Genomic DNA, 24,959 nt, shown 5'->3' on the forward strand with positions numbered 1-24,959 from the left:
TCATGCCTCCGGGTGGGATGCGTTCTCGGCGAAGGCGACGATCGATCGGACCATCGCCCCCGTGGGGCCCTTCTCGGTGGAGCCGTACGGCGCTCCGCCGTTCTCGCCGGATCCGGCGATGTCGAGGTGCACCCAGGGGATGCGGGGCGCGTCGTCGGCGTCCGACACGCGGCCGACGAAGCGCCGCAGGAAGAGACCGGCGAACGAGGCGCCCCCGGCGCGGTCACTCATGTTCGCGTTGATGAGATCGGCGATCGTCGACTCGAGCGTGTCTTCCATGTACTCAGGAAGCGGCATCTGCCAGACGGGTTCGTCGACCGAGCGGGCCGCGTCGAGGAACGTCGCGACGGTGTCGTCGTCGCCCATGACGCCGGTGTGCCGGTGTCCGAGCGCCATCACGATCGCGCCGGTCAGCGTGGCCACGTCGATGATGACGTCGGGCTTCTCGCGGCTTGCGGCGACGAGTCCGTCGGCCATCACCAGGCGGCCCTCGGCGTCGGTGTTCAACACCTCGACGGTGGTGCCGTCGAGCATCCGCAGCACATCGCCGGGGCGTGTCGCGCGACCGGACGGCATGTTGTCGGCGATGCACAGCCAGGCGGTCACCCGCACCGGCAGACGGAGTTCGGCGATCGCTCTCAGCGCAGCCAGACTGGTGGCGGCGCCCGCCATGTCGAACTTCATGCCGACCATCGACGCGGCAGGCTTCAGCGAGAGCCCGCCGGTGTCGAATGTGATGCCTTTGCCGACGAGCGCGATGTGGCGCGCGGCATCTGCGGGGGAGTAGTCGAGTCGCACGAGGCGCGGCGGGCGGTCGGATCCCTGACCGACGCCGAGGATTCCACCGAAGCCCTGTTCGGCGAGGGCGGCCTCGTCGAGGATCTCGACGGTGACGTCGAGGTCGGCGACAGCCTGTGCGGCACTCTCGGCGAGCTGAGCCGGGCTCTGCCATTCGGCGGGTACGTGAACCAGATCCTTGACGAGCGCGACCGCCTCGCCGATCGTCTGAGCGCGGCGGAGCACCTCATCGTCGAGGTCGGCGTGCAGCGTGACGGCGGTGGCGCGTTTCTTGCCCTTGTCGGAGCGGTAGCCGTCGAAGCGGTGTCCCCCCAGCACGGCGCCCTCGGCAGCGGCGGCGGCGAACGCCTCGAGGCCCGGGGCGAGGGCGATGGCGAGGTGCGCGTGTCCGGTGAAGGAGCGCACCGCCGTGCCGACCGCGTTGCGCACGGCCAGAGCATCGGCGTCCGAGCCCGTGCCCACGACGGCGAGCGGCAGACGCGAGATCTCGGGCGCGTGGACACGCACGAACGATGACGCGGATCCCGTGAACCCGACTCCAGCGAGGATGTCGGCAAGGCCCGGGTAGGCGTCCAGCGACGACGACGATTTCGCGATGTCGGAGACGACGAGCACTGCGGCATCGGCAGCGCTTCCGGGGAATTGATCGGTGGTGTGCGAGAGCACGGGAAGCGTCATACCTCCATCCTAGGGATCGTCATGACGCGGCGGGTGCGGCCGCGACCGGGCGTGTTCGCTCTCAGCATGACGCCGCCAACCCGCGCTCGTGAAGCGCCTCGTAGCATGGAGGGATGCCCCCCTCCGGTGAGATCCATGAACGAGTCGCGAATGCCCCGGCCGTCCCGCGCGGACTGCCGCTGGTGGTGCTGCTGACCGGCTTCACCGATGCCGGGAACGCGGTGTCGCGGCTGATCGAGCACCTCCGTGAAACCGCTTCGCCGCAGCCGCTCGCGGTGTTCGACAACGATGTGCTCCTCGACTATCGCGCCCGTCGGCCCGTGATCTCGTTCGATCAGGATCACCTGACCGAGTTCCGTCCGCAGAAGCTCGAGCTCTCGCTGGCCACCGATGCCCTCGGGCAGCCCTTCCTGCTGCTGTCGGGATATGAGCCCGACTTCGCGTGGAACGCCTTCGCGCGCACGGTCCTCGATCTTGCCGCGGAGTTCGAGTCCGACGGCCTCAACTGGGTGCACTCCATCGCGATGCCCGTGCCGCACACTCGCCCGATCGGCACGACCGTCAGCGGCAATCGCCGCGACCTCATCGTCGCGCATTCCGTCTGGCGTCCGCGGACGCAGGTCCCTGCCACCGCCGGCCACCTGTTGGAGTTCCGGTTCGCAGAACGCGGCGACCGCGCCGTCGGCTTCGTCCTTCTGGTTCCGCACTACCTCGCCGAGACCGAGAACCCCGATGCCGTGATCACCGCCGCGCAGCGTCTGATGGCGTCGACCGGACTGGTGCTCATGCTCGACGAGGTGCAGGAGCGCCGCGCCGACTACATCACCCGTGTCGATGATCAGGTGCTGGGCAACGACGAACTGCAGCAGATGGTTCAGAACCTCGAGCGCCGATACGACGCCTACATGGCGGGCCGCAACCCTGACGACGACTCGTACGACGAGGGGGGTTTCAGCGAAAGGGACCTCCCGAGTGCCGACGAGCTCGCGGCCGAGCTCGAGCGATATCTTGCATCGCGGCCGTCGGACGAGGACAAGCCCGGACGCGGCTGAATCTCATTCCGCCGAACTTCGTCGGAATGACGACGCATCGCCACACGTGTGCGATACTAGGAGTTCGACCCGTTGTCAATCAGTCCTTCCCGGACTGGACTTGACAAGGGTCTTACTAGTGTCCGAAATGTCCCGGGGCGGTGCTGCCGCTCCGTGAAAGGCGAAACGTGACTCCTGCCACGACAAACAAATCCCGGACGACGAAGAAGGCCGCCCCCGAGACGGCTGTCGACGCCCAGGCCGAGTCGAAGGATGCAGCCGAGAAGCCTGCGCCGTTGAGCGCAGCGAAGCGCGCAGCGGCCAAGCGCGCGCCCGTGAAGAAGAAGAAGGCCGATGACGTCGTCGAAGACGACGAGGCCCCCGCCACGGGCACCGCGGAAGCCGGCGATGACGACGACGACGACAGCAAGCCCAAGTTCGCTGAGCCGCTGCCCACGGGCGCGATCGTCATCTCGTCCACCGACGACGAGGACGTGCCGGTCTACTCGACTCAGATCACCGGCGCGACCGCAGACCCGGTCAAGGACTACCTGAAGCAGATCGGAAAGGTCGCGCTTCTGAACGCGGCCGAAGAGGTCGAGCTGGCCATGCGCATCGAGGCGGGACTCTTCGCCGAAGAGAAGCTCTCCACGATGACCGCGGCCGAGAAGGCCGGCCAGCTGGGTCTGGACCTCCAGTGGGTCGCCCGCGACGGACAGCGTGCCAAGAGTCATCTGCTCGGCGCGAACCTCCGACTGGTCGTCTCGCTCGCGAAGCGCTACACCGGACGCGGCATGCAGTTCCTGGACCTTATCCAGGAGGGCAACCTCGGTCTGATCCGCGCCGTCGAGAAGTTCGACTACACCAAGGGCTTCAAGTTCTCCACCTACGCCACGTGGTGGATCCGTCAGGCGATCACCCGCGCCATGGCCGACCAGGCCCGCACCATCCGCATCCCGGTGCACATGGTCGAGGTCATCAACAAGCTCGCCCGCGTGCAGCGCCAGATGCTGCAGGACCTCGGTCGCGAACCCACTCCGGAAGAGCTGAGCCGCGAGCTCGACATGACGCCGGAGAAGGTCGTCGAGGTGCAGAAGTACGGTCGCGAGCCGATCTCTCTGCACACCCCGCTCGGTGAAGACGGAGACAGCGAGTTCGGTGACCTCATCGAGGACACCGAGGCTGTCGTCCCGGCCGACGCGGTCGGCTTCACCATGCTGCAGCGCCAGCTCGAGCAGTTGCTCGACTCGTTGTCGGAGCGCGAGGCCGGAGTCATCCGGATGCGCTTCGGACTCGGTGACGGTCAGCCCAAGACGCTCGACCAGATCGGCGACACCTTCGGCGTGACCCGCGAGCGGATCCGTCAGATCGAGTCCAAGACGATGGCCAAGCTGCGTCACCCGAGTCGCTCGCAGTCGCTGCGGGACTACCTCGAATGAGCCAGGCGAACGACGGCAAGGCGCTCGAGACGAGCGTCGACGGCAAGAGCTACGAACGCATTCCGCTGCGCACACGTGTCGTCATGCCCGACGACGACCTCGACTCCATCATCTCGGAGTACGCGACCGCGTCGGTGCAGCCGGGTGACCTGCTGTTCGTGACCGAGAAGATCGTCGCGATCACCCAGGGACGCTCGTACCGTCTCGACGAGATCCACCCGCGCAAGCTCGCGCTGTTCCTGTCGAAGTACGTGACCCGCACGCCGTACGGCATCGGTCTGGGCATGCCCGAGACCATGGAGATGGCTCTGCGGGAGTGCGGCACGCCGCGCATCCTGTTCGCCTCCGCGGTCGCCGCTGTCACCAAGGCTTTCGGCCGCCGCGGGGACTTCTACCGGATCGCGGGCGACAAGGCACGGGCGATCGACGGTCCCACCAAGCACACGATCCCTCCGTACAACGAGGCCGTCGTGCTCGGGCCGAAGAACCCGCGCGAGGTCGCGCAGCGCGTGAAGACGCTGATCGGCGGAAAGGCCGAGGTCGCCGTGGTCGACATCAACGACCTCGGCGGCAACATCCTCGGCTCGACGCTGGACAAGGCCGGCGAACGCCGCCTGGTGCGCATCCTCGGCGACAACCCGCTCGGACAGGGGCTGGAGTCGACGCCGCTCGGTATCGTACGCGCCGTCTGACTCTGTGACGGTCTCAGAACCGCTCGCAATCGACGAAGGCCCCCGGATGCATCGGCATCCGGGGGCCTTCTCGCTTCGCTGTGTCAGAACCCGATGACCTCGCGGTAGCGGGGCTTGTGGCCGGTGCGGATGCCGGTGACGCTGGGCTTGTTCTCGTAGACGCCGGCACCCCAGTTGCCCTCGACGAGTACCGGTCCCTCCGGCGAGACGACGATGTCCCATCCGACGTACTGCACCTGCGGAACGACGCGCGCGACCTGATCGATGAAAGCCCGGACCTCGTCCATGTACGGCAGCTGGAAGTCGGCGATGGGGAACCCGGTGTCGGGATGCGTCTCGTGCACGTGCCCGTGCGAGTCATATCCGGCACCGACGGAGCGACCGTCGGCATCGAGCATCGTGTAGAAGCCGCCGAACGTCATCTGGTCGCTCACGGCTCCTCGGCCGAACTTCTGCGCCATGGCGAGGATGTGCGCCTTCTCGCCATCGAAGAACGCAGTGACGCGCGTCGTGTTGACGGTGCCGGGGCACACTGCTGCGAGAGCGTCGTGCTGGCGGATGACCTCTTCGATGAGCAGTTCTCCACGGCTGAGCAGCCCACGATGGAAGTCGTCCCAGTCCTCGATCTCGGCTGCGTGGTACCGATGCACGCCGGTGCCTGCCTGCCCGACCGGCTCCTTCGTGACGATCGTGCCGAGTCTCTGCGCGAACTCACGCACGGCGTCGGCGTTGCCCTCCTCGACCACCATCCACTCGCGGTGCAGGTACGCGGCGAAGTGCCGGTCGAACGCCACCTTGTCCTGGAAGATCCACCGGAAGTCCGGGTGGTCATAGCGCTGCGACAGCTGGTTCGACACCGGGTGGGTCATGAAGGTCTCACGCTCCGCCCGCGTCAGGATGGCGAAGTCGTAGTCGATGTAGTCCTGGAATCCGACGTTGTGGCGTCCGGCCGACCACAGCATGTCGGCGACGATGACGGGAACGGCTTTGTGGTGCTGAGCCGACGCTTCTCTGGCGCGCTCCACGACGGATCCGACATCGATGCGTCGGGCGCGACCGAGCAGGTAACGGACCCGGGGCGCGAGGGAAAGACGAGACATTGTGCTCCGAAGGGTTGGGGACCGATCCAGTCTACGGGGGCGCCTCAGCGAAGCTGGGAGCGCGGAAGATAGTGTGGAGGACGTGTGTGAGACGACGTCGAGTGCCCGACCCCGGGCCATGATCTCCCGGTCCGCGCTGGAGTCCGCCGCTCGCGCCGCGCTGCACAGCGGCGGTACGCTGGCCGACCTCCGCCGTGATGCGTGGGGGCACGGAGTGCTCACGATCGCGCAGGCGCTGACCGCCGCAGGTCGAATGCGGGTACTGGTCGACTCCGAGGGCGAGGCCGAGACGCTGGGTCTGGAAGGCATCGACGCGACTCTTCACGGCGAGCCCGACATCTCGTCGTCGCTGCTGTACGGACTGCCCGACGCCGACGGCAGTCTCCCCACACGTCCTGTGATGCGTCTCGTCGGCCACGTGCTCTCCACCAAGCCCCTGCGCGCCGGGGATGCCGTGTCGTACGGGTACACCCACCGTGCCGCGGCCGACACCACAGCGGCACTGGTCACGGGCGGGTATGCCCAGGGCATCGTGCGGGCCCTCGGCAACAACGTCCACGTCGAGGTCGACGGGATTGCACGGCCCGTCATCGGCCGCGTGGCGATGGACGTCTGCGTCGTCGACCTGCAGGGCGCCGAGGTCGCGGTGGGCACCGAGGTCACCTACTTCGGAGGGTCGGGTCCCGTCGGCCCCGCACTGGCGCGCTGGAGCGCTGTGACGGGATTCTCGGTCGCGGAGCTCGTTGCCGTCGCGGGCGGTCACGCCGACCGAGGATGGGAATCATGACGCGACCCGAACTTCGCCTGAGTGCGCGGACCTTCCGCGCGAACATCGATGCGGTCCGCTCGCGGATCGAACCGTCCACGCTCATGCTCGTGGTCAAGGATGACGCCTACGGGCACGGCCTGGCGTGGGCGGTGACCGAGGCGTGCGCGGCAGGGGTCGAGTGGATCGGCAGCTACGACGTCCGCACCGGCATCGACGCGCGGCGGAACGCCGGTGACGGCGCGCGGATCTTCGCCTGGGCGACGTCGACGGACTCCGAGATCGACGAGGCGCTTGTTCACGACATCGACCTCGGTGTCGGCAGCGCGGAGTACCTCGGCCGGGTGATCGCCTGTTCCGCGGCGCTCGGCCGGCGGGCACGCGTGCATCTCAAGATCGACACGGGTCTGCATCGCAACGGCATCCGTTCCGAGAACTGGGGCGAGGCGATCGCGACCGCCCGCGCGGCGGAGCAGGCCGGCACGGTCGAGCTCGTCGGAATCTGGAGCCACATCTCCGAGGCGAGTGACGCGGACGACGACGACTCCCGCGCCGTGTTCCTCGATGCCGTGGACGTCGCCGGGGCGACGGGGCCGACGCCGCCGCTGCAGCATCTCACCGCGTCGGCCGCCTCGTGGTGGCGGCCGGAGCTGCGGGGCTCGCTCTCGCGCATCGGCGCCTTCTGCTACGGCGTGCGTTCCGCAGACGGCCCAGAGCTTGACGGCATCCGCCCGATCGCGTCCCTGGTCGCTCCGGTCTCGCGGATCGAGGGCGCCCACGCGGTGATCGGCATCGGAAGCTTCGACGGACTGCCCTCCACGCTGGCCGGCGCTCGCGTCGGTACACCCGGCGGTGCGCGTGAGCTTCTCGGCGTCGATCCGACTTCCTCGGTCGTCGAGGGATGGGCGGGCATGGGCCTCGGCGACGAGGTGCACGTGTTCGGCGCCGGTGATCACGGGGAGTCGAGCGCCACCGCTCTCGCGGAGCGCATCGACACGGTGGGCGAGGAGATCCTCACCCGCCTGAGCATGAAAATGCGCCGGACCGTCAGAGACTGACGTTCCGGCGCGGTGGACGCGTCGAGGCGCTCCCGATTGGGGGCGTGGACTCAGACGGCGTCGATGAGACGCGAGGTCTCGTCGTGCCAGCTGGTGGCGATGCTGCGGAGCTTCTCTTCGTACTTGCGACCGTGGTGGGCGCAGAAGAGCAGCTCGGAGCCGTTGACCTCGGCGGCGATGTATGCCTGAGCGCCGCAGGAGTCGCAGCGGTCCATGGCGGTCAGGCGGAACTCGACGGTAGAGGTCTCACGTTCGGTCGTAGCGTTCATCTCGGTTCCTCCTCGGGTGTCGGGTTCGCTGTTGGAGCGTGCTCAATACAACCACGGGATACCTGGGGGCATGCCCGGATCGCGGCGTGTTTCGCTCTGCGCGTACGGGGACCGCGTCATGTCCGGTGCCGTGGGGAGTGTCGACCGGTCCACAGGTGCAGTCGAGAATAGACTCGGAGATTGTGACCGCCGAGTATTCAGCCCATCATCTCCAGGTGCTCGAGGGCCTCGAGGCAGTCCGCAAACGTCCCGGTATGTACATCGGTTCGAACGGATCGCCCGGGCTCATGCACTGCCTGTGGGAGATCATCGACAACGCCGTCGACGAAGCCGTCGCGGGCAACGGCAACCGGATCGACATCATCCTGCACGCCGACGGCAGCGTCGAGGTGCACGACCACGGTCGCGGCATCCCCGTCGACGTCGAGCCCCGCACCGGGCTGACCGGTGTCGAAGTCGTCTTCACCAAGCTCCACGCGGGAGGCAAGTTCGGCGGCGGCTCCTACGCGGCATCCGGTGGCCTGCACGGGGTGGGGGCATCGGTCGTGAATGCTCTCTCCGAGCGTCTCGACGTCGAGGTCGACCGCGGGAGCAAGACCTACGCCATGTCGTTCCACCGCGGCGAGCCGGGCATCTTCACCGACTCGGGGGAGAAGCGGCCGGACGCGCCCTTCCGCCCATTCCAGGACGGCAGCGAGCTCCGCGTCGCGGGCAAGGCGCCTCGTGGTGTGACCGGCACCCGTGTCCGCTACTGGGCCGATCGGCAGATCTTCACGAAGGACGCCGCGTTCCAGCTCGGTGATCTCGAGAATCGCGCGCGCCAGACCGCGTTCCTGGTCCCCGGGCTCGAGATCGTGATCCGCGATGAGCGGGCCGAGGAGAGCATCGAGACCTCGTACCGCTACGAGGGTGGTATCTCCGAGTTCGTCGAGTACCTCGCCTCCGACCCGCCCGTGACCGACACCTGGCGCGTTCAGGGCGAGGGCATGTTCAAAGAGACGGTGCCGGTGCTTCAGGCCGACGGGCACATGATCGCCACCGAGGTCGAGCGCGTCTGCCAGGTCGACATCGCCCTGCGCTGGGGTACCGGGTACGAGACGACGATGCGCTCGTTCGTGAACATCATCGCGACGCCCAAGGGCGGGACGCATCAGCAGGGCTTCGAGCAGGAGATGCTCAAGGTGCTCCGCGCCCAGGTCGAGCAGAACGCACGCCGGCTCAAGGTCGGCAACGACAAGCTCGAGAAGGACGACGTGCTGGCCGGCCTCACAGCCGTGCTCACGGTGAACGTCCCGGAGCCGCAGTTCGAGGGCCAGACCAAAGAGGTGCTCGGCACGCCGGCCGTGCGTCAGATCGTGGCGCAGGTGCTGCGCAAGGACTTCGCTCAACGTTTCGCCTCCACCAAGCGCGACGACAAGAACCAGGCCACGCAGCTGCTCGACAAGATCGTCGCCGAGATGAAGGCGCGTGTCTCCGCTCGCGCTCACAAGGAGACGCAGCGCCGAAAGAACGCGCTGGAGTCGTCGACGCTCCCCACCAAGCTGGTGGATTGCCGCACGAACGAGGTGGAGCGCAGCGAGCTGTTCATCGTGGAGGGCGACTCGGCGCTCGGTACGGCCAAGAACGCGCGCAACAGCGAATTCCAGGCGTTGCTGCCGATCCGAGGCAAGATCCTCAACGTCCAGAAGGCGTCGGTGGGCGACATGCTCTCCAACGCGGAGTGCGCGTCGATCATCCAGGTGATCGGCGCGGGATCCGGGCGGTCGTTCGACATCAGCGCGGCACGCTACGGCAAGGTGATCCTGATGAGCGACGCCGACGTCGACGGCGCGCACATCCGCACGCTGCTGCTCACGCTGTTCTTCCGGTACATGCGTCCGCTGATCGAGCACGGGCGGGTGTTCGCCGCCGTTCCGCCGCTGCACCGGGTGATCGTGATGAACCCCGGTTCCAAGCCGAACGAGACGATCTACACCTACAGCGAGCAGGAGATGCACGCGCTGCTGACCAAGCTCCGCAAGGCGGGCAAGCGCTGGCACGAACCGATCCAGCGGTACAAGGGGCTCGGCGAGATGGACGCGGAGCAGCTGGCCAACACCACCATGGACCGCTCCGGGCGCCTGCTCCGTCGCGTGCGGATGGAGGATGCCGAGGCCGCGGGTCGCGTCTTCGAGCTGCTGATGGGCAATGAGGTCGCCCCCCGCCGGGAGTTCATCATCGACTCGTCGGACCGACTCTCGCGCGAGGCGATCGACGCCTAGGTCCCGGACAGGCGTCAGACGATCGTGCGGCCGATGCTGCCGATCACGCCGTCGATCGGCTGCCCCGAGGCGTCCCGTCGTGCTCTGAGCTCAGGAAGCCTGCGCACGGCGCCGGTCGGGTCGACGGCCTGCGCCGGCGTGCGGCCGACCCAGGCGACCGTCAGTCGGTCCTCGCCCTTCAGGAACGAGTGCGCGCGCACCCCTCCCGTCGCTCGTCCCTTGGCCGGGTACTCCGTGAACGACGACACCTTCGCACGGCCCGGTTCGGTGCCGGGGAGAATGCCGTCCGTGCCCGAGACCGTGGCGACGACGGCGTCGTCCTCGGGGGCGACGACGCCGAAGAACAGCACGCTCGCGCCCGTTCCGAGCTTGATCCCCGCCATGCCTCCGGCCGGCGCTCCCTGCGGACGCACGATCGATGACGAGAAATGCAGCAGCTGCGCGTCGGTCGTGACGAACACCAGTTCCGTGCCATCCGGCGCCTCGGCTGCGCCGACCACCGAATCCCCGGCCTTCAGTCCGATGACCTCGATCTCCGGGCGCACGGGGAGCGTCGACGGCACCACGCGCTTCACGGTTCCCTGCAGTGTGCCCAGGGCGATCGGAGTGTCGCTGTCGAAGCGCACGAATCCGACGATGCGTTCGCCCCGCGTGGTGATGTTCAGGTAGTCCCGCAGGGGGGTGCCCGCTGCGAGCTGCACGGAGCTCGACGGCACCGACGGGAGGTCTACGGGGGAGAAGCGGACGACACGGCCCGCGCTGGTGACCGCTCCGATCTCCGCTCGGACCGTCGTCTCGAGAGTCGTGAGGATGGCGTCGTGCTTGCTGCGTCGTGCGGCTGCCGAGAGTTCCTGGCCCTGCGCGAGGTCGATCCGCACCGCACGTCCCGTCGTCGAGAGCACGAGCACCGTCGCCGCATCGGCGATCTGCAGGTCGACGGCTCCCTTGGTGGCGCGGGGCTTGGGCGGGGCGGCGTTCATGAGCAGGGTGCGGCGCGGCGTGCCGTAGGCCTCGGCCGCCGCGTCGAGCTCCGACGCCACCGCTGCGCGCAGCAGCACGGGGCTCGCCAGCAGTTCGCGGAGCTTGGCGATCTCGGCGAGGAGCGAATCGCGTTCGGCCTCGAGTTCGATGCGTGAGAACTTCGTCAGTCGGCGCAGCCGGAGTTCGAGGATGTACTCGGCCTGCAGCTCACTCAGATCGAAGATCGAGCGCAGGCGGGTGCGCGCCTGCTCGGAGTCGTCGGAGGAGCGGATGACCTGGATGACCTCGTCGATGTCGAGGATCGCGATCAGCAGTCCCTCGACGAGGTGCAGGCGCTCCTCGCGGCGCGCGAGGCGGTAGCGGCTGCGGCGCGTGATGACCTCGAGGCGATGCGCCACGTAGACGCTGAGCATCTCTTTCAGCCCGAGCGTGCGCGGCTGTCCGTCGACGAGCGCGACGTTGTTGATGCTGAAGGAATCCTCGAGCGGGGTCAGCCGGTAGAGCTGATCCAACACGGCGTTCGGGTCGAAGCCGGTCTTGATGCCGATCGCGACCCGGAGTCCGTGATTGCGGTCGGTGAGGTCAGTGACGTCGCTGATGCCCTGCAGCTTCTTCGACTGCACGGCATCGCGGATCTTCTCGATCAGCCGCTCGGGGCCGACCATGTACGGCAGCTCGGAGACGATGATGCCGGTGCGCCGGGGGCCGAGCGGTTCGACCGAGACCTTGGCGCGGACCTTGAGTGCCCCGCGCCCCGTCATGTACGCGTCCTTAACGCCGTCGAGGCCCATCAGGACGCCGCCCGCGGGGAAATCGGGGCCCGGAACGAACTCCATGAGCTCTTCCGTGGTCGCGTCCGGGTTCTCGAGCAGGTGGATGGCTGCGGCGACGACCTCGATGAGGTTGTGCGGCGCCATGTTGGTCGCCATGCCGACGGCGATGCCGCTGGCACCGTTCACGAGCAGGTTGGGGAATGCCGCAGGCAGCACCGCCGGCTGCTGGAACTGTCCGTCGTAGTTCGGGATGAAGTCGACGACATCCTCGTCGAGGTTCTCCGTCAGGGCGAGCGCTGAGGCCGCCAGGCGCGCCTCGGTGTACCGCGCGGCGGCAGGACCGTCGTCGAGCGAGCCGAAATTGCCGTGTCCGTCGACCAGCGGGACGCGCAGGGCCCACTCCTGTGCGAGGCGCACGAGTGCGTCATAGATGGCGGTGTCGCCATGGGGGTGCAGCTTTCCCATCACCTCGCCGACGACGCGCGCGCTCTTCACGTGACCGCGGTCCGGACGCAGGCCCATCTCGGCCATCTGGTACAGGATTCGCCGCTGCACGGGCTTCAGGCCGTCGCGCGCGTCCGGCAGGGCGCGCGAGTAGATCACCGAATACGCGTACTCGAGGAACGAGCCCTGCATCTCGCTGGAGAGGTCGATGTCCTGGATGCGTTCTTCGACGGGCTCGGGCGGCGGAGTTTTCGGCATGTACTTCCTGAGGGCGTTGCTGAGTGCCTGTGTCAGACTGGCAGGGATGACCCTCATGCTACCGTCCGAGTCGCCATCGACCCGGAGCGTGGTCGGGGTGGCGGCCGACCTGCTCGCGTCCTTGACCGGCACGTCCGACGCCCTGCCCGCCGTCCGATCGGCCGTGCTCGTCGTGATCGACGGACTTGGAGCGATCAGCCTCCGCGCGCACGCCGGACATGCCAGGACGCTCACGGCGCGGATGGCGAAGAAGGATGTCGCGCGCTCGGTGTTCCCCTCCACGACCGCGGCCGCTCTCACCAGCATCCTCACGGGCGTCTGGCCCGGTGTGCACGGGCTGGTCGGCTACCGCGTGCTCGATCCGAGCCGCGACCGCCTGGTGAATCAGCTGACGGGCTGGGAGTCCGAGGGCCTCGATCCCCTGACGTGGCAGCCCGCCCCGACGGTGTTCGAGCAGGCACGAGCCCAAGGTCGTCCGACCTTCGCGATCGGCGTTGCGGCCTACGCCACGAGCGGATTCACGCGCGCGACGCTGCGCGGTGCGGACTTCGTCGCGGCCGCCACTGCGGCCGACCGTGTGGCGGCCGCGTACGAGCTCGCCGAGCGGAACCCCGGTTCCCTCGTCTACTGCTACGTGCCCGAGGTCGACAAGGCCGGCCACAAGCACGGAATCGCGTCATCGCCGTGGGTGTCCGCGCTCGAGGAGGTCGACGCGGCACTCGCCATTCGGATCCCGGCGGGAGTGGGGGTCCTGGTGACCTCTGACCACGGCATGGTCGATGTGCCTGCGCAGCGCCAGGTGATCCTCGATGAGACACATCTCGTGGGCGTCCGTCACGTGGGCGGCGAGCCCCGCATGATCCACGCCTACCTCGAACCTGATGCCGACCCCGCGACCGTTCTCACTCGGTGGCGCGCCGACCTCGAGGGGGCGGCCGACGTCGTGTCGCGCGAAGAGGCCATCGTGGCCGGACTGTTCGGACCCCTCGTCACCGATGCTGCATCGTCACGCATCGGAGACGTCCTGGCCATCGCGCGGGGCGTGTCGGCGATCTACGACGGAACGGCAGTGGATCAACGCGGCCGCGGCATGGTCGGCCAGCACGGAGGCCTGACACCCGAGGAGCGACAGGTTCCGCTGCTGCGGCTCGGCGCATACGCTCGCTGACCTGGACGCACGCCGTCACGCGACGCTGCCACTCGACGCGTCATTCGTCGGTGCGCGCTCCGAACACGATCTCGTCCCACGACGGCATCGCGTTGCGACGGCGCCGGCGGCCGTTGCTGTCGGCGCCGTTGTCGGGCGACTCCGTCCGCGGGGGCTCTTCGGCGGGCACGGGTTCGACCGGCGCGGTCTCGAAGGCGTCGAACAGGGCGATCGGCGTGGACTCGTCGCCGTGGTGGTCGTCCGAGTCATCGATCAGGGGAGCGTTCTCTCGCTGACCGCGGCGGCGACGCAGCGCCTCGAGCAGGTCGGCGGTCTCCGGGTTCGTCGCGCCCGGTTCCGGCGCGCGATTGATGGCGGCGTGCTGCGCAGCCGCGTTCGAGCGTTCCGGCAGCGCAGGGCTCTCGGAGTCGGCGTCCGGCGTGGGAAGCAGTCGGGGGCCGAAGGCTCCGGAGTCGAAACGGCTCTCGTCCTTGTACGGCGAGCCACCGCGGTCGGGGTCGACGGCACGCAGCCGGGGGATGAGCCCCTCGGGCAGCGAGCCCTGGCGCGAGAGCTGGGTCGCGTCGGCGTTCAGCGGAGCGAGCGCGCTGCGGCGCGGGTCGAAGCTCCAGCGTGCGTCGTGCTCGACCTCGCTCGCGGTGAACTCCAGCTTGACGATCCATCCGGTCTCGTCTTTCCAGCTGGCCCAGCGCTCATCGGTGGCGCCGACCTCGGCGAGCTTGTCGCGCACGGCGGCACCGAACGTGGGCTGCGCGTCGGGCTCGACCTCGCTGCCGATGAGAACGGGCACGGCGAGGGCCTGATCGATGATGTGCTCGCGCTCGGCCAGTACGGGACTCTCGAAGCGGATCACATCGTCGACGCTGATGCCGAGAAGTGCCGAGACCTCGGGCGCGGTCAGACCGGCGCGGATCTGAGCCTGGATGTCGCGCGGGCTGGCGGCGAGCCGCGGAACACCGGGTTCGGCCTGGCGGGAGGCGCGACGGAGTTCGCGCCGCAGGACATCGTCGATGGCCAGCGCGAACCGCTCGCCCGACTCTGTGGCGAGTACGAGCAGTCCTGCTTCTGTGCCGACGATCGTGACGTTTTCCATGCGAATGCCCCTCTGATGGGTGTTCGTTCATGGTGTCACGCAGGAGGGCTGCAGAGCGGGAATACTCTGGGCGTGCCGTGAGTTTGGTCTGTCGCACACCACAGCATTTGCGTTCTCGCTTTGGGTCGTGCAAACTGTGGCCGCCGAATACCCGACGGCGCACCACCCACTCGCACCATGAAAGTGGAGATCTACCGCATGGCAACCGACTACGACGCTCCCCGAAAGAGTGAAGACGACTCAGAGTCGATCGAAGCCCTCAAGGAGCGTGTTCCGGACAAGTCCTCCGGATCCTCTGGGGACGAAGACTCCGACAACCCTTCGAACTTCGACCTTCCCGGCGCCGACCTCTCCGACCTCGAACTGGACGTCGTCGTGCTGCCCGCGCAGCAGGACGAGTTCACCTGCATGAACTGCTTCCTCGTGAAGCACCAATCGCAGCTCGACCACGAGGGATCCGCCGGACCCATCTGCAAGGAGTGCGCTGCCTGAGCACGCGCACGTGATACCAACGCGCCCCGGACCTCGGTCAGGGGCGCGTCGTCGTTTCCGGGTGCGGGCCGGCGCGAGACGGCTGTCTCAGCGGCGCGCCGCCGCGATGGCCGCCGCCAGGCGATCGGGCGTGCGCGTGGAGATGGTCCAGGACTCGGCCGGATCGTCGGGGTCGATGTTCGGCACGACCACGACGCCGTCGATGCCTCCGCGGATCACGTGCCATCCGTGGGCGGGGAGTCCGGGTCCCCGAGCCTGGCGCGCGTCGTCGCCGGTCAGCGCCGTCGCGTCTCCGAGGTGACGAACGTCGATGTGCGCGCGTCCCGCGTGCAGCACGCTGCCGGTGATCATGATCGCCGGGGCGGCGGCCACCAGCAGGACGACGAGCACGGCCGACACGGCGGCTCCGATGATGAGCGCGACGGTGGATCCGACGGGGACGAAGATCAGCGCGACCATCGGTCCGGCGAGCGCGACCGTGACCAGCAGCCGGAGGCTGGGGGAGAGTCGCTCGCGATAGGACGTCCGTGCGTCTGTGGTGGGGTTCTGCATTAGCCTCATGGGGTGACCGATTCCGTTGTTGTCCCCATTATCGCTCCTGTTCTGGACGGTGACGTCGTGGTTCCGGGATACGCGCACCCCGGCGACGCGGGTGCGGATCTCGTGGCGGCGGAGGCGGTCCACCTCGAGCCCGGCGAACGGGCGCTGGTCGCGACCGGCGTGCGGATCGCGCTGCCCGAGGGCTATGCGGCCTTCGTGGTTCCCCGCAGCGGTCTCGCCGCAAAGCACGGCATTTCGATCGTGAATTCGCCGGGAACGGTCGACGCCGGTTATCGGGGCGAGATCAAGGTGAGTCTCATCAACACGGACAATCACAGCGCGTACGATGTGGCCGTCGGCGATCGCATCGCACAGCTGATCGTGATGCCCGTCTCGCGGGCGACATTCATTCCGGTCGACGAACTGCCCGAGAGCGTTCGCGGCGAAGGCGGATTCGGTTCCACCGGTTATCAGGCAGGGAAGAGCAATGACTGACAACACCCCCATCCCCGCGAAGTCGGCACCCGTGAACCGGGCGACGGAGGGACCCTTCGACGACTCCGAGGCGAACCCGGTGCGTCCGTACATCGACCTGGGCGGCATCAAGATCCTGCCGCGCGAGGGGCTGAACCTGCGCCTCGAGGTCGAGGAGCAGTCCAAGCGCATCGTCGCTGTGGGTCTCGACTACGCGGATTCCTCGTTGCAGGTCCAGCCCTTCGCGGCGCCGCGCAGCGGGGGCCTCTGGGACGAGACGCGCGTGCAGCTGCGCGATCAGGTGAAGGCTCAGGGCGGCCGCGTCGAGGAGCGTGACGGCGCACTCGGCAAGGAGCTTCTGGCCGAGGTCCCCGCGACGGCGAACGAGGGATCCGGTCTCCGGCTCGCTCGCTTCATCGGCATCGACGGTCCGCGCTGGTTCCTGCGCGGCGTGATCGGCGGGGCTGCGGCATCCGATCCGGCCGCCGCCGAGAAGGTCGAGGATCTGTTCCGTTCGATCGTGGTCGTGCGCGGCGGATCCCCGATGCCCCCTCGCGACCTCATTCCGCTGAAGATGCCGGCAACGCCGGGCTCCGCGTGAGCGCTCCCGGGCCGCGTTCGGAGCAGCCAGACGCCGAGCGCGAGACGAGTGCGTCGGATGTGTTGGGGGCCGCGCTCGGTGGTGCGGCTCGGCGCGCGGGTCTCGATCCAGTCGAAGGCGGAAGCACCCCTCGTGTCGTCTGGTCCGCGATCGGGGGCTGGCGCGGCATCCTCGAGTCGGTCCTCCCGAGCCTCGCGTTCGTCATCCTGTTCACCCTGCGACCCGAGCCGCTGATCCTCGCGCTCGGGGTCTCCGTCGGGCTCGCCGCGATCTTCACGATCGTGCGTCTGATCCAGAAGTCGCCGCCGTCCGCCGCGCTCGGCGGTCTGATCGCTGCCGCCGCTGCCGCCGCCCTGGCGCTGTGGACCGGACGTGGCGAGGACAACTTCGTTCCCGGCCTGATCACCAATGCGGTCTACGGATCGGCGCTGCTGGTATCGGCGCTGATCGGCTGGTCGCTCATCGGCGTCGCGGCCGGCTTCCTGATGGGGGAGGGCACCGCCTGGCGCCAGGACCGCCGCAAGCGTCGGGCGTTCCTCTGGCTCGGGATCGCGTGGTCCGCCCTGTTCTTCGCCCGTTTGGCCGTGCAGCTGCCCCTCTACCTCGCGGGTGACGTCACCGCGCTCGGCACGCTGAAGCTGATCATGGGACTGCCGTTGTTCGCGCCGCTGATCGCTGTCACCTGGCTCGTGGTCCGTGCGCTCTATCCGCGCGCGCCGCGCGATGAGAACACCGCTCCGGCGTGATAGATTTATCTTGATGTCAAGATAAATCGCACGCTTCTGCCGAGGGCCGAAAAGGCGCAGACTGGTTAGGTACGCCTTGCTAGCCGCAGAACCTCCGAGGCGAGCAAGATGGAAGCGCCTGTCGCTCCCATCCGACCAGAAGGAGACGGATCCGTGTCCACGGTGAACAGCTTCGGTGCCAAGAGCACCCTGACAGTCGGCAGCACCGACTACGAGATCTTCCGCATCGACACGGTGCCCGGCTACGAGAAGCTCCCCTTCAGTCTCAAGGTCCTCCTGGAGAACCTGCTTCGCACCGAAGACGGCGCGAACGTGACGAAGGCGCAGATCGAGGCTCTGGGGTCGTGGGATGCTGCGGCAGAGCCCACCACCGAGATCCAGTTCACGCCGGCGCGCGTGGTCATGCAGGACTTCACCGGTGTGCCCTGCATCGTCGACCTCGCCACCATGCGTGAGGCCGTCACGGCGCTGGGCGGTGACGCGAACAAGATCAACCCGCTGTCGCCCGCAGAGATGGTCATCGACCACTCGGTCATCGCGGACCTCTTCGGTTCCGAGAATGCGCTCGAGCGCAACGTCGAGATCGAGTACGAGCGCAACGGTGAGCGGTATCAGTTCCTGCGCTGGGGCCAGACGGCGTTCAGCGACTTCAAGGTCGTGCCCCCGGGCACCGGCATCGTGCACCAGGTGAACATCGAGCACCTCGCGAAGGTCATCTACGACCGTGATGTCGACGGCGTGCTGCGCGCGTACCCCGACACCTGCGTCGGCACCGACTCGCACACGACCATGGTCAACGGCCTGGGTGTGCTGGGGTGGGGCGTCGGTGGCATCGAGGCCGAGGCTGCCATGCTCGGCCAGCCCGTGTCGATGCTCATCCCGCGCGTCGTGGGCTTCAAGCTCAGCGGCGAGATCCCCGCCGGTGTGACGGCGACCGACGTCGTGCTCACCATCACCGAACTGCTGCGCACGCACGGAGTCGTCGGCAAGTTCGTGGAGTTCTACGGTGAGGGTGTGACCTCGGTCCCGCTCGCGAACCGCGCGACCATCGGCAACATGAGCCCCGAGTTCGGTTCGACCGCGGCGATCTTCCCGATCGACGACGTCACGCTCGACTACCTGCGCCTGACCGGCCGCAGCGATGAGGCCGTCGCGCTCGTCGAGGCCTACGCCAAGGAGCAGAAGCTCTGGCACGACGCCTCGCACGAGCCCACGTTCAGCGAGTACCTCGAGCTCGACCTCGGCACGGTCGTCCCCTCGATCGCCGGCCCGAAGCGCCCGCAGGACCGCATCCTGCTCTCCGACGCGAAGTCGCAGTTCGAGCGCGACATCCTCGCCTACGCGGCACCGTCCACGTCGGACGACGTCGTCGACCTCGAGTCGAAGCACTCGTTCCCCGCCTCCGACCCGGGCAACGCCCCGGGCGAGGAGGAGCCGCGCACCACGCGTCCCGTGCACATCAACAGCGGGGCTCCGGCGAACGCATCGAAGCCGGTGCCGGTCACGACGCCGAGCGGTGAGAAGTACATCCTCGACAACGGAGCGGTCACCCTCGCGGCGATCACCTCGTGCACGAACACCTCCAACCCCTCGGTGATGATCGCCGCGGGTCTGGTGGCGCGCAAGGCTCTCGAGAAGGGCCTCAAGCAGAAGCCCTGGGTTAAGACCACGCTGGGACCGGGCTCGAAGGTCGTCACCGACTACTACGAGAAGTCCGGACTCGACAAGGACCTCGAGGGTCTCGGCTTCTACACCGTCGGCTACGGCTGCACCATCTGCATCGGAAACTCCGGACCGCTGATCGAGGAGGTCTCCGAGGCGATCAACGAGCACGACCTCGCGGTCACCGCGGTGCTCTCCGGAAACCGCAACTTCGAGGGCCGTATCAGCCCCGACGTGAAGATGAACTACCTCGCCAGCCCGCCGCTGGTCATCGCCTACGCACTGGCCGGATCGATGCACTTCGACTTCGAGAACGACGCGCTGGGACAGGGCACAGACGGCCAGGACGTGTTCCTGAAGGACATCTGGCCCACGCCAGCCGAGGTGCAGGAGCTCGTCGACTCGTCGATCTCGCGGGAGCAGTTCATCAAGCAGTACGCCACCGTCTTCGACGGCGACGAGCGCTGGCGCAGCCTGCCCACCCCGGATGACGCGATCTTCCAGTGGGATGAGAACTCGACCTACGTGCGAAAGGCGCCGTACTTCGACGGCATGACGATGGAGCTCACTCCGGTGCGCGACATCGAGGGCGCCCGTGTCATGGCGACGCTCGGCGACTCGGTCACCACCGACCACATCTCGCCGGCCGGCAACATCAAGGCGGGAACGCCGGCGGCGCAGTACCTGACCGAGCACGGGGTCGACCGCAAGGACTTCAACTCCTTCGGGTCGCGTCGTGGCAACCACGAGGTCATGATCCGCGGCACGTTCGCCAACATCCGCCTGAAGAACATGATGGTCTCGGCTGTCAACGACGGCCAGGTCGTCGAGGGCGGGTTCACCCGCGACTTCACCCGGGAGGGCGGCCCGCAGTCGTACATCTACGACGCGAGCATGAACTACCAGGAGCAGGGCACCCCGCTGGTCATCTTCGGCGGCAAGGAGTACGGCTCCGGCTCGTCGCGTGACTGGGCGGCCAAGGGCACCAGTCTGCTGGGCGTCAAGGCGGTCATCACCGAGAGCTTCGAGCGCATCCACCGCTCGAACCTGATCGGCATGGGCGTCGTCCCGCTGCAGTTCCCCGCAGGGGAGAGCTGGGAGACACTGGGCCTCGACGGCACGGAGATCGTCTCCATCTCGGGTCTTGAGGAGCTGAACAGCGGCGTGACCCCCAAGACGGTCAAGGTCACCGCGACTCCGAGCGAGCACTCGCCCGAGGGCAAGCAGGTCGTGGAGTTCGACGCCGTGGTCCGCATCGACACCCCCGGTGAGGCCGACTACTACCGCAACGGCGGCATCCTGCAGTACGTGCTGCGTTCGCTGGTCTGACGCGCAACACGAAGGGGGCTCGGGTCATCGCGACCCGGCCCCCTTCGTCGTGTCACGCGCCTGCTTCCAGGCTTCCCCCCGGGCAGGCGCGATAGGATCGACGAGACGCCCGCAGCTGTGCGGGCGGCGCTGATGAAGCCTGTAGGAGGTGCAGATGCCGATTCTCCCGAGCATCTCAGGACCCCGCGATCTGGACGCTCTGTCCGAGGATCAGCTGGTCGGACTCGCGGGCGAGATCCGCGAATTCCTGATCGAGAACGTCTCCCGCACCGGCGGGCATCTCGGTCCCAACCTCGGGGTCGTCGAACTCACGATCGCGCTGCACCGGGTGTTCTCCTCGCCCGATGATCCCTTCATCTTCGACACGGGGCACCAGTCCTACGTGCACAAGCTGCTGACGGGCCGACAGGACTTCTCCGGGCTGCGTCTGCGCGGGGGTCTGGCCGGCTATCCGCAGCGCAGTGAGAGCCCTCACGACGTGGTCGAGTCGTCGCACGCCTCCAGCTCGCTCAGCTGGGCCGACGGAGTGTCACGCGCGCTCACGGCGACGGGGCGCGCCGATCGGCACGTCGTCGCGGTGCTCGGCGACGGCTCACTCACCGGCGGCATGACCTGGGAGGCGCTCAACAACATCTCCGACGACAACGATCGCAATCTCGTGATCGTGGTCAACGACAACGGACGCTCCTACGCGCCGACCATCGGCGGGATGTCGCGGTACCTCAACCGCGTGCGCACGGCAGCGGCCTACAAGGAGCTGCACCACAAGTCCGACCGTCTGTTCCGCGCGTTCGGTCCGATCGGGCGTGCCGTGTTCCGCGGCGTCCGCGGCGGTACGCACGGCTTCCTCTCGCGCTTCACCAACAACGAGGCGCTGTACTCGAATCTCGACATCAAGTACCTCGGGCCGGTGGACGGGCATGACCTGCCCGCGCTGCTCGAGACGCTCGAACTCGCGAAGTCGTACGGCGCACCGGTGATCGTGCATGCCATCACCGAGAAGGGCCACGGGTACCAGCCCGCTCGCGATGACGATGCCGATCAATTCCACGCCGTCGGGCAGATCGATCCGATCACCGGCGAGACGCTGTCATCCGGGGGCCGCGGCTGGACCGACGTCTTCTCGGATGCGCTCGTCGAGGTGGGTGAGCGTCGGCATGACGTGATCGCGATGACCGCCGCCATGCTGCGTCCGACGGGTCTGGCGCCGTTCGCCGAGCGGTTCCCCGATCGCGTGTACGACGTGGGCATCGCCGAGCAGCATGCGGTGGCCTCGGCCGCCGGTCTGGCCTTCGGAGGACTGCACCCCGTCGTCGCGCTCTACGCGACGTTCATGGGACGGGCGTTCGACCAGGTGCTGATGGACGTCGCTCTGCACCGCGCCGGTGTGACCTTCGTGCTCGACCGCGCCGGCGTGACCGGCCCCGACGGTCCCAGCCATCACGGCATGTGGGACCTCGCCATGCTGCAGATCGTTCCGCACATCCGCATCGCGGCACCCCGAGACGGCGCGCGTCTGATCGAAGCCCTGGATGAGGCCGTCGACGTCGACGATGCCCCCACCGTCATCCGCTTCCCGAAGGGATCCGTCGCCGATGACCTGCCGGCCGTCGAACGACTGCACGACGGTGTCGACGTGCTGGAACGCGGCGAGTCAGAAGATGTGCTGCTCGTGGCCATCGGGCCCTTCGCCACGCTCGCGATGGACGTCGCTGCGCGACTGCGCGCACAGGGCATCGGCGCCACGGTGATCGATCCGCGGTGGGCGATCCCGGTGCAGCCCTCGGTGGTGGCCCTGGCCGCGCGGCATCGGCTCGTGATCACGCTGGAGGACGGCATTCGCGTGGGTGGCATCGGCACCCGTGTGCGACAGGTACTGCGCGAGTCCGGGATCGACACGGCCGTGGACGAGCTGGGTCTGCCGGACGAGTTCATCGACCACGCGACCCGCGCAGAGATCCTCGCGGACGCAGGGCTCACGGCATCGAAGATCGCGCAGGACGTGGTGGCTCAGGTGCTCGGCACCCGCATCCCGATCGCCCGGAACGCCGGGGAGACCGGCGCGATCGATATTCCGCTGCGCGAGCGCCGCTGAGACCGGTCCAGACGACGAAGAAGGGGGCCACGCCGAAGCGCGGCCCCCTTCCCCGTTCGATCAGCGGTGCTCGATGCCCCGGATCTGCGGGGTGTGGAACGACCCGCCGAAGGCACGATCAGACGCACCCTCGCGATCGAGGTACGGCGAGGCTCCGCCGTCGATGAACGGCCAGCCCGCGCCGAGGATCAGGCAGAGATCGATGTCCTCGACCTCGGGCACCACGCCCTCGTCGAGCATGGTCTTGATCTCGTGGGCGAGTCCGTCCTGCACGCGTCCCAGGATCGTCGCCGCAGATGCCGGCGTCGAACCCACGACGGGCTTGACGATCTTCTCCGCCTGCTTGGTCCAGCCGGTGACCCGACCGCCCCTGTCCTTCTCCACGACCGAATCGAGCGCGGCGAGAGCATGGAAGTTCTCGTTCGCGTAGAAGCGGTGCGGGAACGCGTGCACCATCGTGTCCTGCACGTGCGCTGCGACCTTCCAGCCGACGAGGTCGATCAGCTGGAACGGACCCATCGGCAGGCCGAGCGGTGCGAAGGCCTTCTCGACGTCGGCGATCGGTGTGCCCTCGTAGACGGCCCGCGCGGCCTCGCCCATGACCTTCGCCAGCAGACGGTTCACGACGAAGCCGGGGGCATCGGCGGTGAGCACGGCGCTCTTGCCGAGATTCTTCGCGACCACGAACGCGGTCGACAGTGCGGCGTCCGCCGTCGACGGGGTCTTCACGATCTCGATGAGCGGCATCACCGCCACCGGATTGAAGAAGTGGAAGCCGACGAGGCGCTCGGGGTGTGAGAGCTTCGCGCCGATCTCCTCGACGGACAGCGACGAGGTGTTGGTGGCGAGGATGGCATCCTCGGCGATGATGTTCTCGATCTCGCCGAACACCTGCTGCTTGACGCCGACCTCCTCGAAGACGGCTTCGATCACGAAGTCGCAGTCCGCATAGAGGGTCTTGTCGGTGGTGCCGGTCACGAGCGCACGGAGCTTGTTGGCGGTGTCGGCGTCGAGCCGACCCTTGCCCTCGAGCTTGCCGATCTCCTCGTGGATGTAGGCCACGCCCTTGTCGACCCGGGCCTGATCGAGATCGGTGATGAGCACCGGCACCTGCAGCTTGCGCACGAACAGCAGCGCGAACTGGCTCGCCATGAGTCCCGCTCCGATGATGCCGACCTTGGTCACCTTCTTCGCGAGCGCCTTGTCGGGCGCGCCGACCGGCCGCTTGGCGCGCTTCTGCACCAGGTCGAACGCATACATCGAGGCAGCGAACTGATCGCCGGTGACGAGATCGGCCAGCGCCTCGTCTTCGCGGGCGAAGCCCTCGGCCTTCGTCCCGCTCTTCGCCTTGTCGAGCAGCTCGAGTGCCGCGTACGGCGACTTCGGCACGGTGCCGATCTTCGACTCCAGCATGCCGCGCGCCATCTTCACCGCGATCGGCCACTTCGTGAGTCGCTCGAGCTTGCCGGGCTCGTTCTTGCGCTCGACCTTCTTGCCGTTGAGGACCGCGTCCGCCCATGCCAGCGAGTTCTCGAGATAGTTCGCCGCCGGGAAGATGGCGTCGAAGATGCCGAGGTCGAACGCCTGCTGAGGCTTCAGCATGCGGTTCTGCTTGAGCGGGTTGGAGATGACGACTTCGAGCGCGTTCTCGATCCCGATCAGGTTCGGGAGCAGATAGGCGCCGCCCCACCCGGGGATGATGCCCAGGAACACTTCGGGCAGCGCGACGGCTGCGGCCGACGAGTCGACGGTGCGATACGTGGAGTTGAGCGCGATCTCGAGTCCACCGCCGAGAGCCAGACCGTTCACGAACGCGAACGACGGCACACCGAGGTCCGAGAACCTGCCGAGCACCTTGTGGCCGAGCTGTGCGATCAGTCGGGCGTTGTCGCGGGATCCGACCTTGCTGATGTCGGACAGGTCGGCGCCGGCGGCCATGATGTACTGCTTGCCGGTGACACCGACCGCCTGGATCTCGCCGGCGGCTGCGCGGGCACGGAGCCCGTCGAGCGTCTGGCCGAGCTCGGTGAGCGTCGCCGGGCCCAGCGTGTTGGGACGGTTGTGGTCGCGCCCGTTGTCGAGCGTGATCAGGGCGAGCATCTTGCCGGACGGGAGGCGGATGTCGCGCACGGGCGAGTGCGTGATCACCTCGCCCTCGGTCAGCGCCTGGATAGGGGAGAAGTCGATCTCGTCGTAATTCGTCACGTTCGC

Annotated in this window: 20 protein-coding genes; 13 read left to right on the plus strand and 7 right to left on the minus strand. The window is 67.9% G+C overall.

Translation table 11 applies throughout. From position 1 onward, the window contains the following. Positions 1-1,476, minus strand: coding sequence for a leucyl aminopeptidase (locus AC2D10_RS02020; protein WP_484710149.1), 1,476 nt, complete (start codon positions 1,474-1,476; stop codon positions 1-3). 113 nt (positions 1,477-1,589) lie between these two features. Between AC2D10_RS02020 and AC2D10_RS02025 the strand changes: the two genes are divergently transcribed. From AC2D10_RS02025 to AC2D10_RS02035, 3 genes are all read left to right on the plus strand, one after another. Then, a complete protein-coding gene (locus AC2D10_RS02025) occupies positions 1,590-2,528 on the plus strand; it encodes a proteasome assembly chaperone family protein (RefSeq protein WP_484710152.1) in 939 nt (312 codons plus the stop codon). Positions 2,529-2,695: 167 nt separating this feature from the next. Beyond that, complete coding sequence (locus tag AC2D10_RS02030) at positions 2,696-3,946, plus strand: RNA polymerase sigma factor (protein WP_484710153.1); 1,251 nt, start codon at positions 2,696-2,698, stop codon at positions 3,944-3,946. Next, on the plus strand, positions 3,943-4,638 hold the full coding sequence (locus AC2D10_RS02035; protein ID WP_484710155.1) for a coenzyme F420-0:L-glutamate ligase: 696 nt from the start codon (positions 3,943-3,945) through the stop codon (positions 4,636-4,638). Before AC2D10_RS02030 ends, AC2D10_RS02035 begins: the two co-directional genes overlap by 4 nt. An 83-nt stretch (positions 4,639-4,721) precedes the next feature. Here the strand turns inward: AC2D10_RS02035 and AC2D10_RS02040 are convergent, their stop codons facing one another. Further along, positions 4,722-5,738, minus strand: a complete 1,017-nt coding sequence (locus tag AC2D10_RS02040) for a sugar-transfer associated ATP-grasp domain-containing protein (protein ID WP_484710157.1) — start codon at positions 5,736-5,738, stop codon at positions 4,722-4,724. A gap of 118 nt (positions 5,739-5,856) precedes the next feature. Between AC2D10_RS02040 and AC2D10_RS02045 the strand changes: the two genes are divergently transcribed. Further along, complete coding sequence (locus tag AC2D10_RS02045) at positions 5,857-6,525, plus strand: alanine racemase (protein ID WP_484710158.1); 669 nt, start codon at positions 5,857-5,859, stop codon at positions 6,523-6,525. Continuing rightward, complete coding sequence (locus AC2D10_RS02050) at positions 6,522-7,562, plus strand: alanine racemase (RefSeq protein ID WP_484710159.1); 1,041 nt, start codon at positions 6,522-6,524, stop codon at positions 7,560-7,562. The genes AC2D10_RS02045 and AC2D10_RS02050 overlap by 4 nt, the downstream gene beginning before the upstream one ends. 50 nt (positions 7,563-7,612) lie before the next feature. On the opposite strand, the gene AC2D10_RS02055 is transcribed toward AC2D10_RS02050, so the two are convergent. Then, positions 7,613-7,831: a DUF7455 domain-containing protein gene (locus AC2D10_RS02055; protein ID WP_484710160.1), complete on the minus strand. Its 219-nt coding sequence runs from the start codon at positions 7,829-7,831 to the stop codon at positions 7,613-7,615. Between the two features lie 182 nt (positions 7,832-8,013). Between AC2D10_RS02055 and AC2D10_RS02060 the strand changes: the two genes are divergently transcribed. After that, positions 8,014-10,092, plus strand: a complete 2,079-nt coding sequence (locus tag AC2D10_RS02060) for a DNA gyrase/topoisomerase IV subunit B (RefSeq protein ID WP_484710161.1) — start codon at positions 8,014-8,016, stop codon at positions 10,090-10,092. Positions 10,093-10,106: 14 nt separating this feature from the next. On the opposite strand, the gene AC2D10_RS02065 is transcribed toward AC2D10_RS02060, so the two are convergent. Then, positions 10,107-12,548 (minus strand): DNA gyrase/topoisomerase IV subunit A, encoded by a 2,442-nt coding sequence (locus AC2D10_RS02065; RefSeq protein ID WP_484710163.1) that lies wholly within the window; start codon positions 12,546-12,548, stop codon positions 10,107-10,109. A gap of 46 nt (positions 12,549-12,594) precedes the next feature. Between AC2D10_RS02065 and AC2D10_RS02070 the strand changes: the two genes are divergently transcribed. Next, positions 12,595-13,716 (plus strand): alkaline phosphatase family protein, encoded by a 1,122-nt coding sequence (locus AC2D10_RS02070; RefSeq protein WP_484710164.1) that lies wholly within the window; start codon positions 12,595-12,597, stop codon positions 13,714-13,716. A 40-nt stretch (positions 13,717-13,756) separates the two neighbouring features. Here the strand turns inward: AC2D10_RS02070 and sepH are convergent, their stop codons facing one another. Then, positions 13,757-14,809: a septation protein SepH gene (gene sepH, locus AC2D10_RS02075; RefSeq protein ID WP_484710165.1), complete on the minus strand. Its 1,053-nt coding sequence runs from the start codon at positions 14,807-14,809 to the stop codon at positions 13,757-13,759. Between the two features lie 198 nt (positions 14,810-15,007). On the opposite strand from sepH, the gene AC2D10_RS02080 reads away from it, so the two are divergent. After that, the gene (locus AC2D10_RS02080) at positions 15,008-15,301 is read left to right on the plus strand and encodes a DUF4193 domain-containing protein (RefSeq protein WP_484711785.1); all 294 of its coding nucleotides are present in this window, start codon (positions 15,008-15,010) and stop codon (positions 15,299-15,301) included. 87 nt (positions 15,302-15,388) lie between these two features. On the opposite strand, the gene AC2D10_RS02085 is transcribed toward AC2D10_RS02080, so the two are convergent. Then, complete coding sequence (locus AC2D10_RS02085; RefSeq protein ID WP_484710166.1) at positions 15,389-15,862, minus strand: DUF3093 family protein; 474 nt, start codon at positions 15,860-15,862, stop codon at positions 15,389-15,391. Positions 15,863-15,865: 3 nt separating this feature from the next. On the opposite strand from AC2D10_RS02085, the gene dut reads away from it, so the two are divergent. The 5 genes from dut to dxs all read left to right on the plus strand — a co-directional run bounded on the left by dut (position 15,866) and on the right by dxs (position 22,748). Continuing rightward, a complete protein-coding gene (dut, locus tag AC2D10_RS02090; protein ID WP_484710167.1) occupies positions 15,866-16,336 on the plus strand; it encodes a dUTP diphosphatase in 471 nt (156 codons plus the stop codon). Further along, positions 16,329-16,916 carry a DUF3710 domain-containing protein gene (locus AC2D10_RS02095; RefSeq protein WP_484710168.1) on the plus strand — a complete coding sequence of 196 codons (588 nt, stop codon included), beginning with the start codon at positions 16,329-16,331 and terminating at the stop codon, positions 16,914-16,916. The genes dut and AC2D10_RS02095 overlap by 8 nt, the downstream gene beginning before the upstream one ends. Further along, the gene (locus AC2D10_RS02100) at positions 16,913-17,662 is read left to right on the plus strand and encodes a DUF3159 domain-containing protein (protein WP_484710169.1); all 750 of its coding nucleotides are present in this window, start codon (positions 16,913-16,915) and stop codon (positions 17,660-17,662) included. The genes AC2D10_RS02095 and AC2D10_RS02100 overlap by 4 nt, the downstream gene beginning before the upstream one ends. Before the next feature lie 153 nt (positions 17,663-17,815). After that, a complete protein-coding gene (locus AC2D10_RS02105; RefSeq protein WP_484710170.1) occupies positions 17,816-20,653 on the plus strand; it encodes an aconitate hydratase in 2,838 nt (945 codons plus the stop codon). A 154-nt stretch (positions 20,654-20,807) separates the two neighbouring features. Beyond that, positions 20,808-22,748 carry a 1-deoxy-D-xylulose-5-phosphate synthase gene (gene dxs, locus AC2D10_RS02110; RefSeq protein WP_484710171.1) on the plus strand — a complete coding sequence of 647 codons (1,941 nt, stop codon included), beginning with the start codon at positions 20,808-20,810 and terminating at the stop codon, positions 22,746-22,748. Positions 22,749-22,808: 60 nt separating this feature from the next. Here the strand turns inward: dxs and AC2D10_RS02115 are convergent, their stop codons facing one another. Further along, complete coding sequence (locus AC2D10_RS02115) at positions 22,809-24,953, minus strand: 3-hydroxyacyl-CoA dehydrogenase NAD-binding domain-containing protein (RefSeq protein WP_484710172.1); 2,145 nt, start codon at positions 24,951-24,953, stop codon at positions 22,809-22,811. Positions 24,954-24,959: the final 6 nt, after the last annotated feature.

The sequence above is a fragment of the Microbacterium sp. PI-SA-G genome (genome assembly GCF_057215335.1).

Coding starts and splice junctions, on each gene's coding strand:
- AC2D10_RS02080 (WP_484711785.1), top strand. CDS start 15,008: ATGGCAACCGACTACGACGCTCCCCGAAAGAGTGAAGACGACTCAGAG.
- AC2D10_RS02025 (WP_484710152.1), top strand. CDS start 1,590: ATGCCCCCCTCCGGTGAGATCCATGAACGAGTCGCGAATGCCCCGGCC.
- AC2D10_RS02070 (WP_484710164.1), top strand. CDS start 12,595: ATGACCCTCATGCTACCGTCCGAGTCGCCATCGACCCGGAGCGTGGTC.
- AC2D10_RS02095 (WP_484710168.1), top strand. CDS start 16,329: ATGACTGACAACACCCCCATCCCCGCGAAGTCGGCACCCGTGAACCGG.
- AC2D10_RS02040 (WP_484710157.1), bottom strand. CDS start 5,738: ATGTCTCGTCTTTCCCTCGCGCCCCGGGTCCGTTACCTGCTCGGTCGC.
- AC2D10_RS02045 (WP_484710158.1), top strand. CDS start 5,857: ATGATCTCCCGGTCCGCGCTGGAGTCCGCCGCTCGCGCCGCGCTGCAC.
- AC2D10_RS02050 (WP_484710159.1), top strand. CDS start 6,522: ATGACGCGACCCGAACTTCGCCTGAGTGCGCGGACCTTCCGCGCGAAC.
- AC2D10_RS02055 (WP_484710160.1), bottom strand. CDS start 7,831: ATGAACGCTACGACCGAACGTGAGACCTCTACCGTCGAGTTCCGCCTG.
- AC2D10_RS02035 (WP_484710155.1), top strand. CDS start 3,943: ATGAGCCAGGCGAACGACGGCAAGGCGCTCGAGACGAGCGTCGACGGC.
- sepH (WP_484710165.1), bottom strand. CDS start 14,809: ATGGAAAACGTCACGATCGTCGGCACAGAAGCAGGACTGCTCGTACTC.
- AC2D10_RS02085 (WP_484710166.1), bottom strand. CDS start 15,862: ATGAGGCTAATGCAGAACCCCACCACAGACGCACGGACGTCCTATCGC.
- AC2D10_RS02065 (WP_484710163.1), bottom strand. CDS start 12,548: ATGCCGAAAACTCCGCCGCCCGAGCCCGTCGAAGAACGCATCCAGGAC.
- AC2D10_RS02020 (WP_484710149.1), bottom strand. CDS start 1,476: ATGACGCTTCCCGTGCTCTCGCACACCACCGATCAATTCCCCGGAAGC.
- dxs (WP_484710171.1), top strand. CDS start 20,808: ATGCCGATTCTCCCGAGCATCTCAGGACCCCGCGATCTGGACGCTCTG.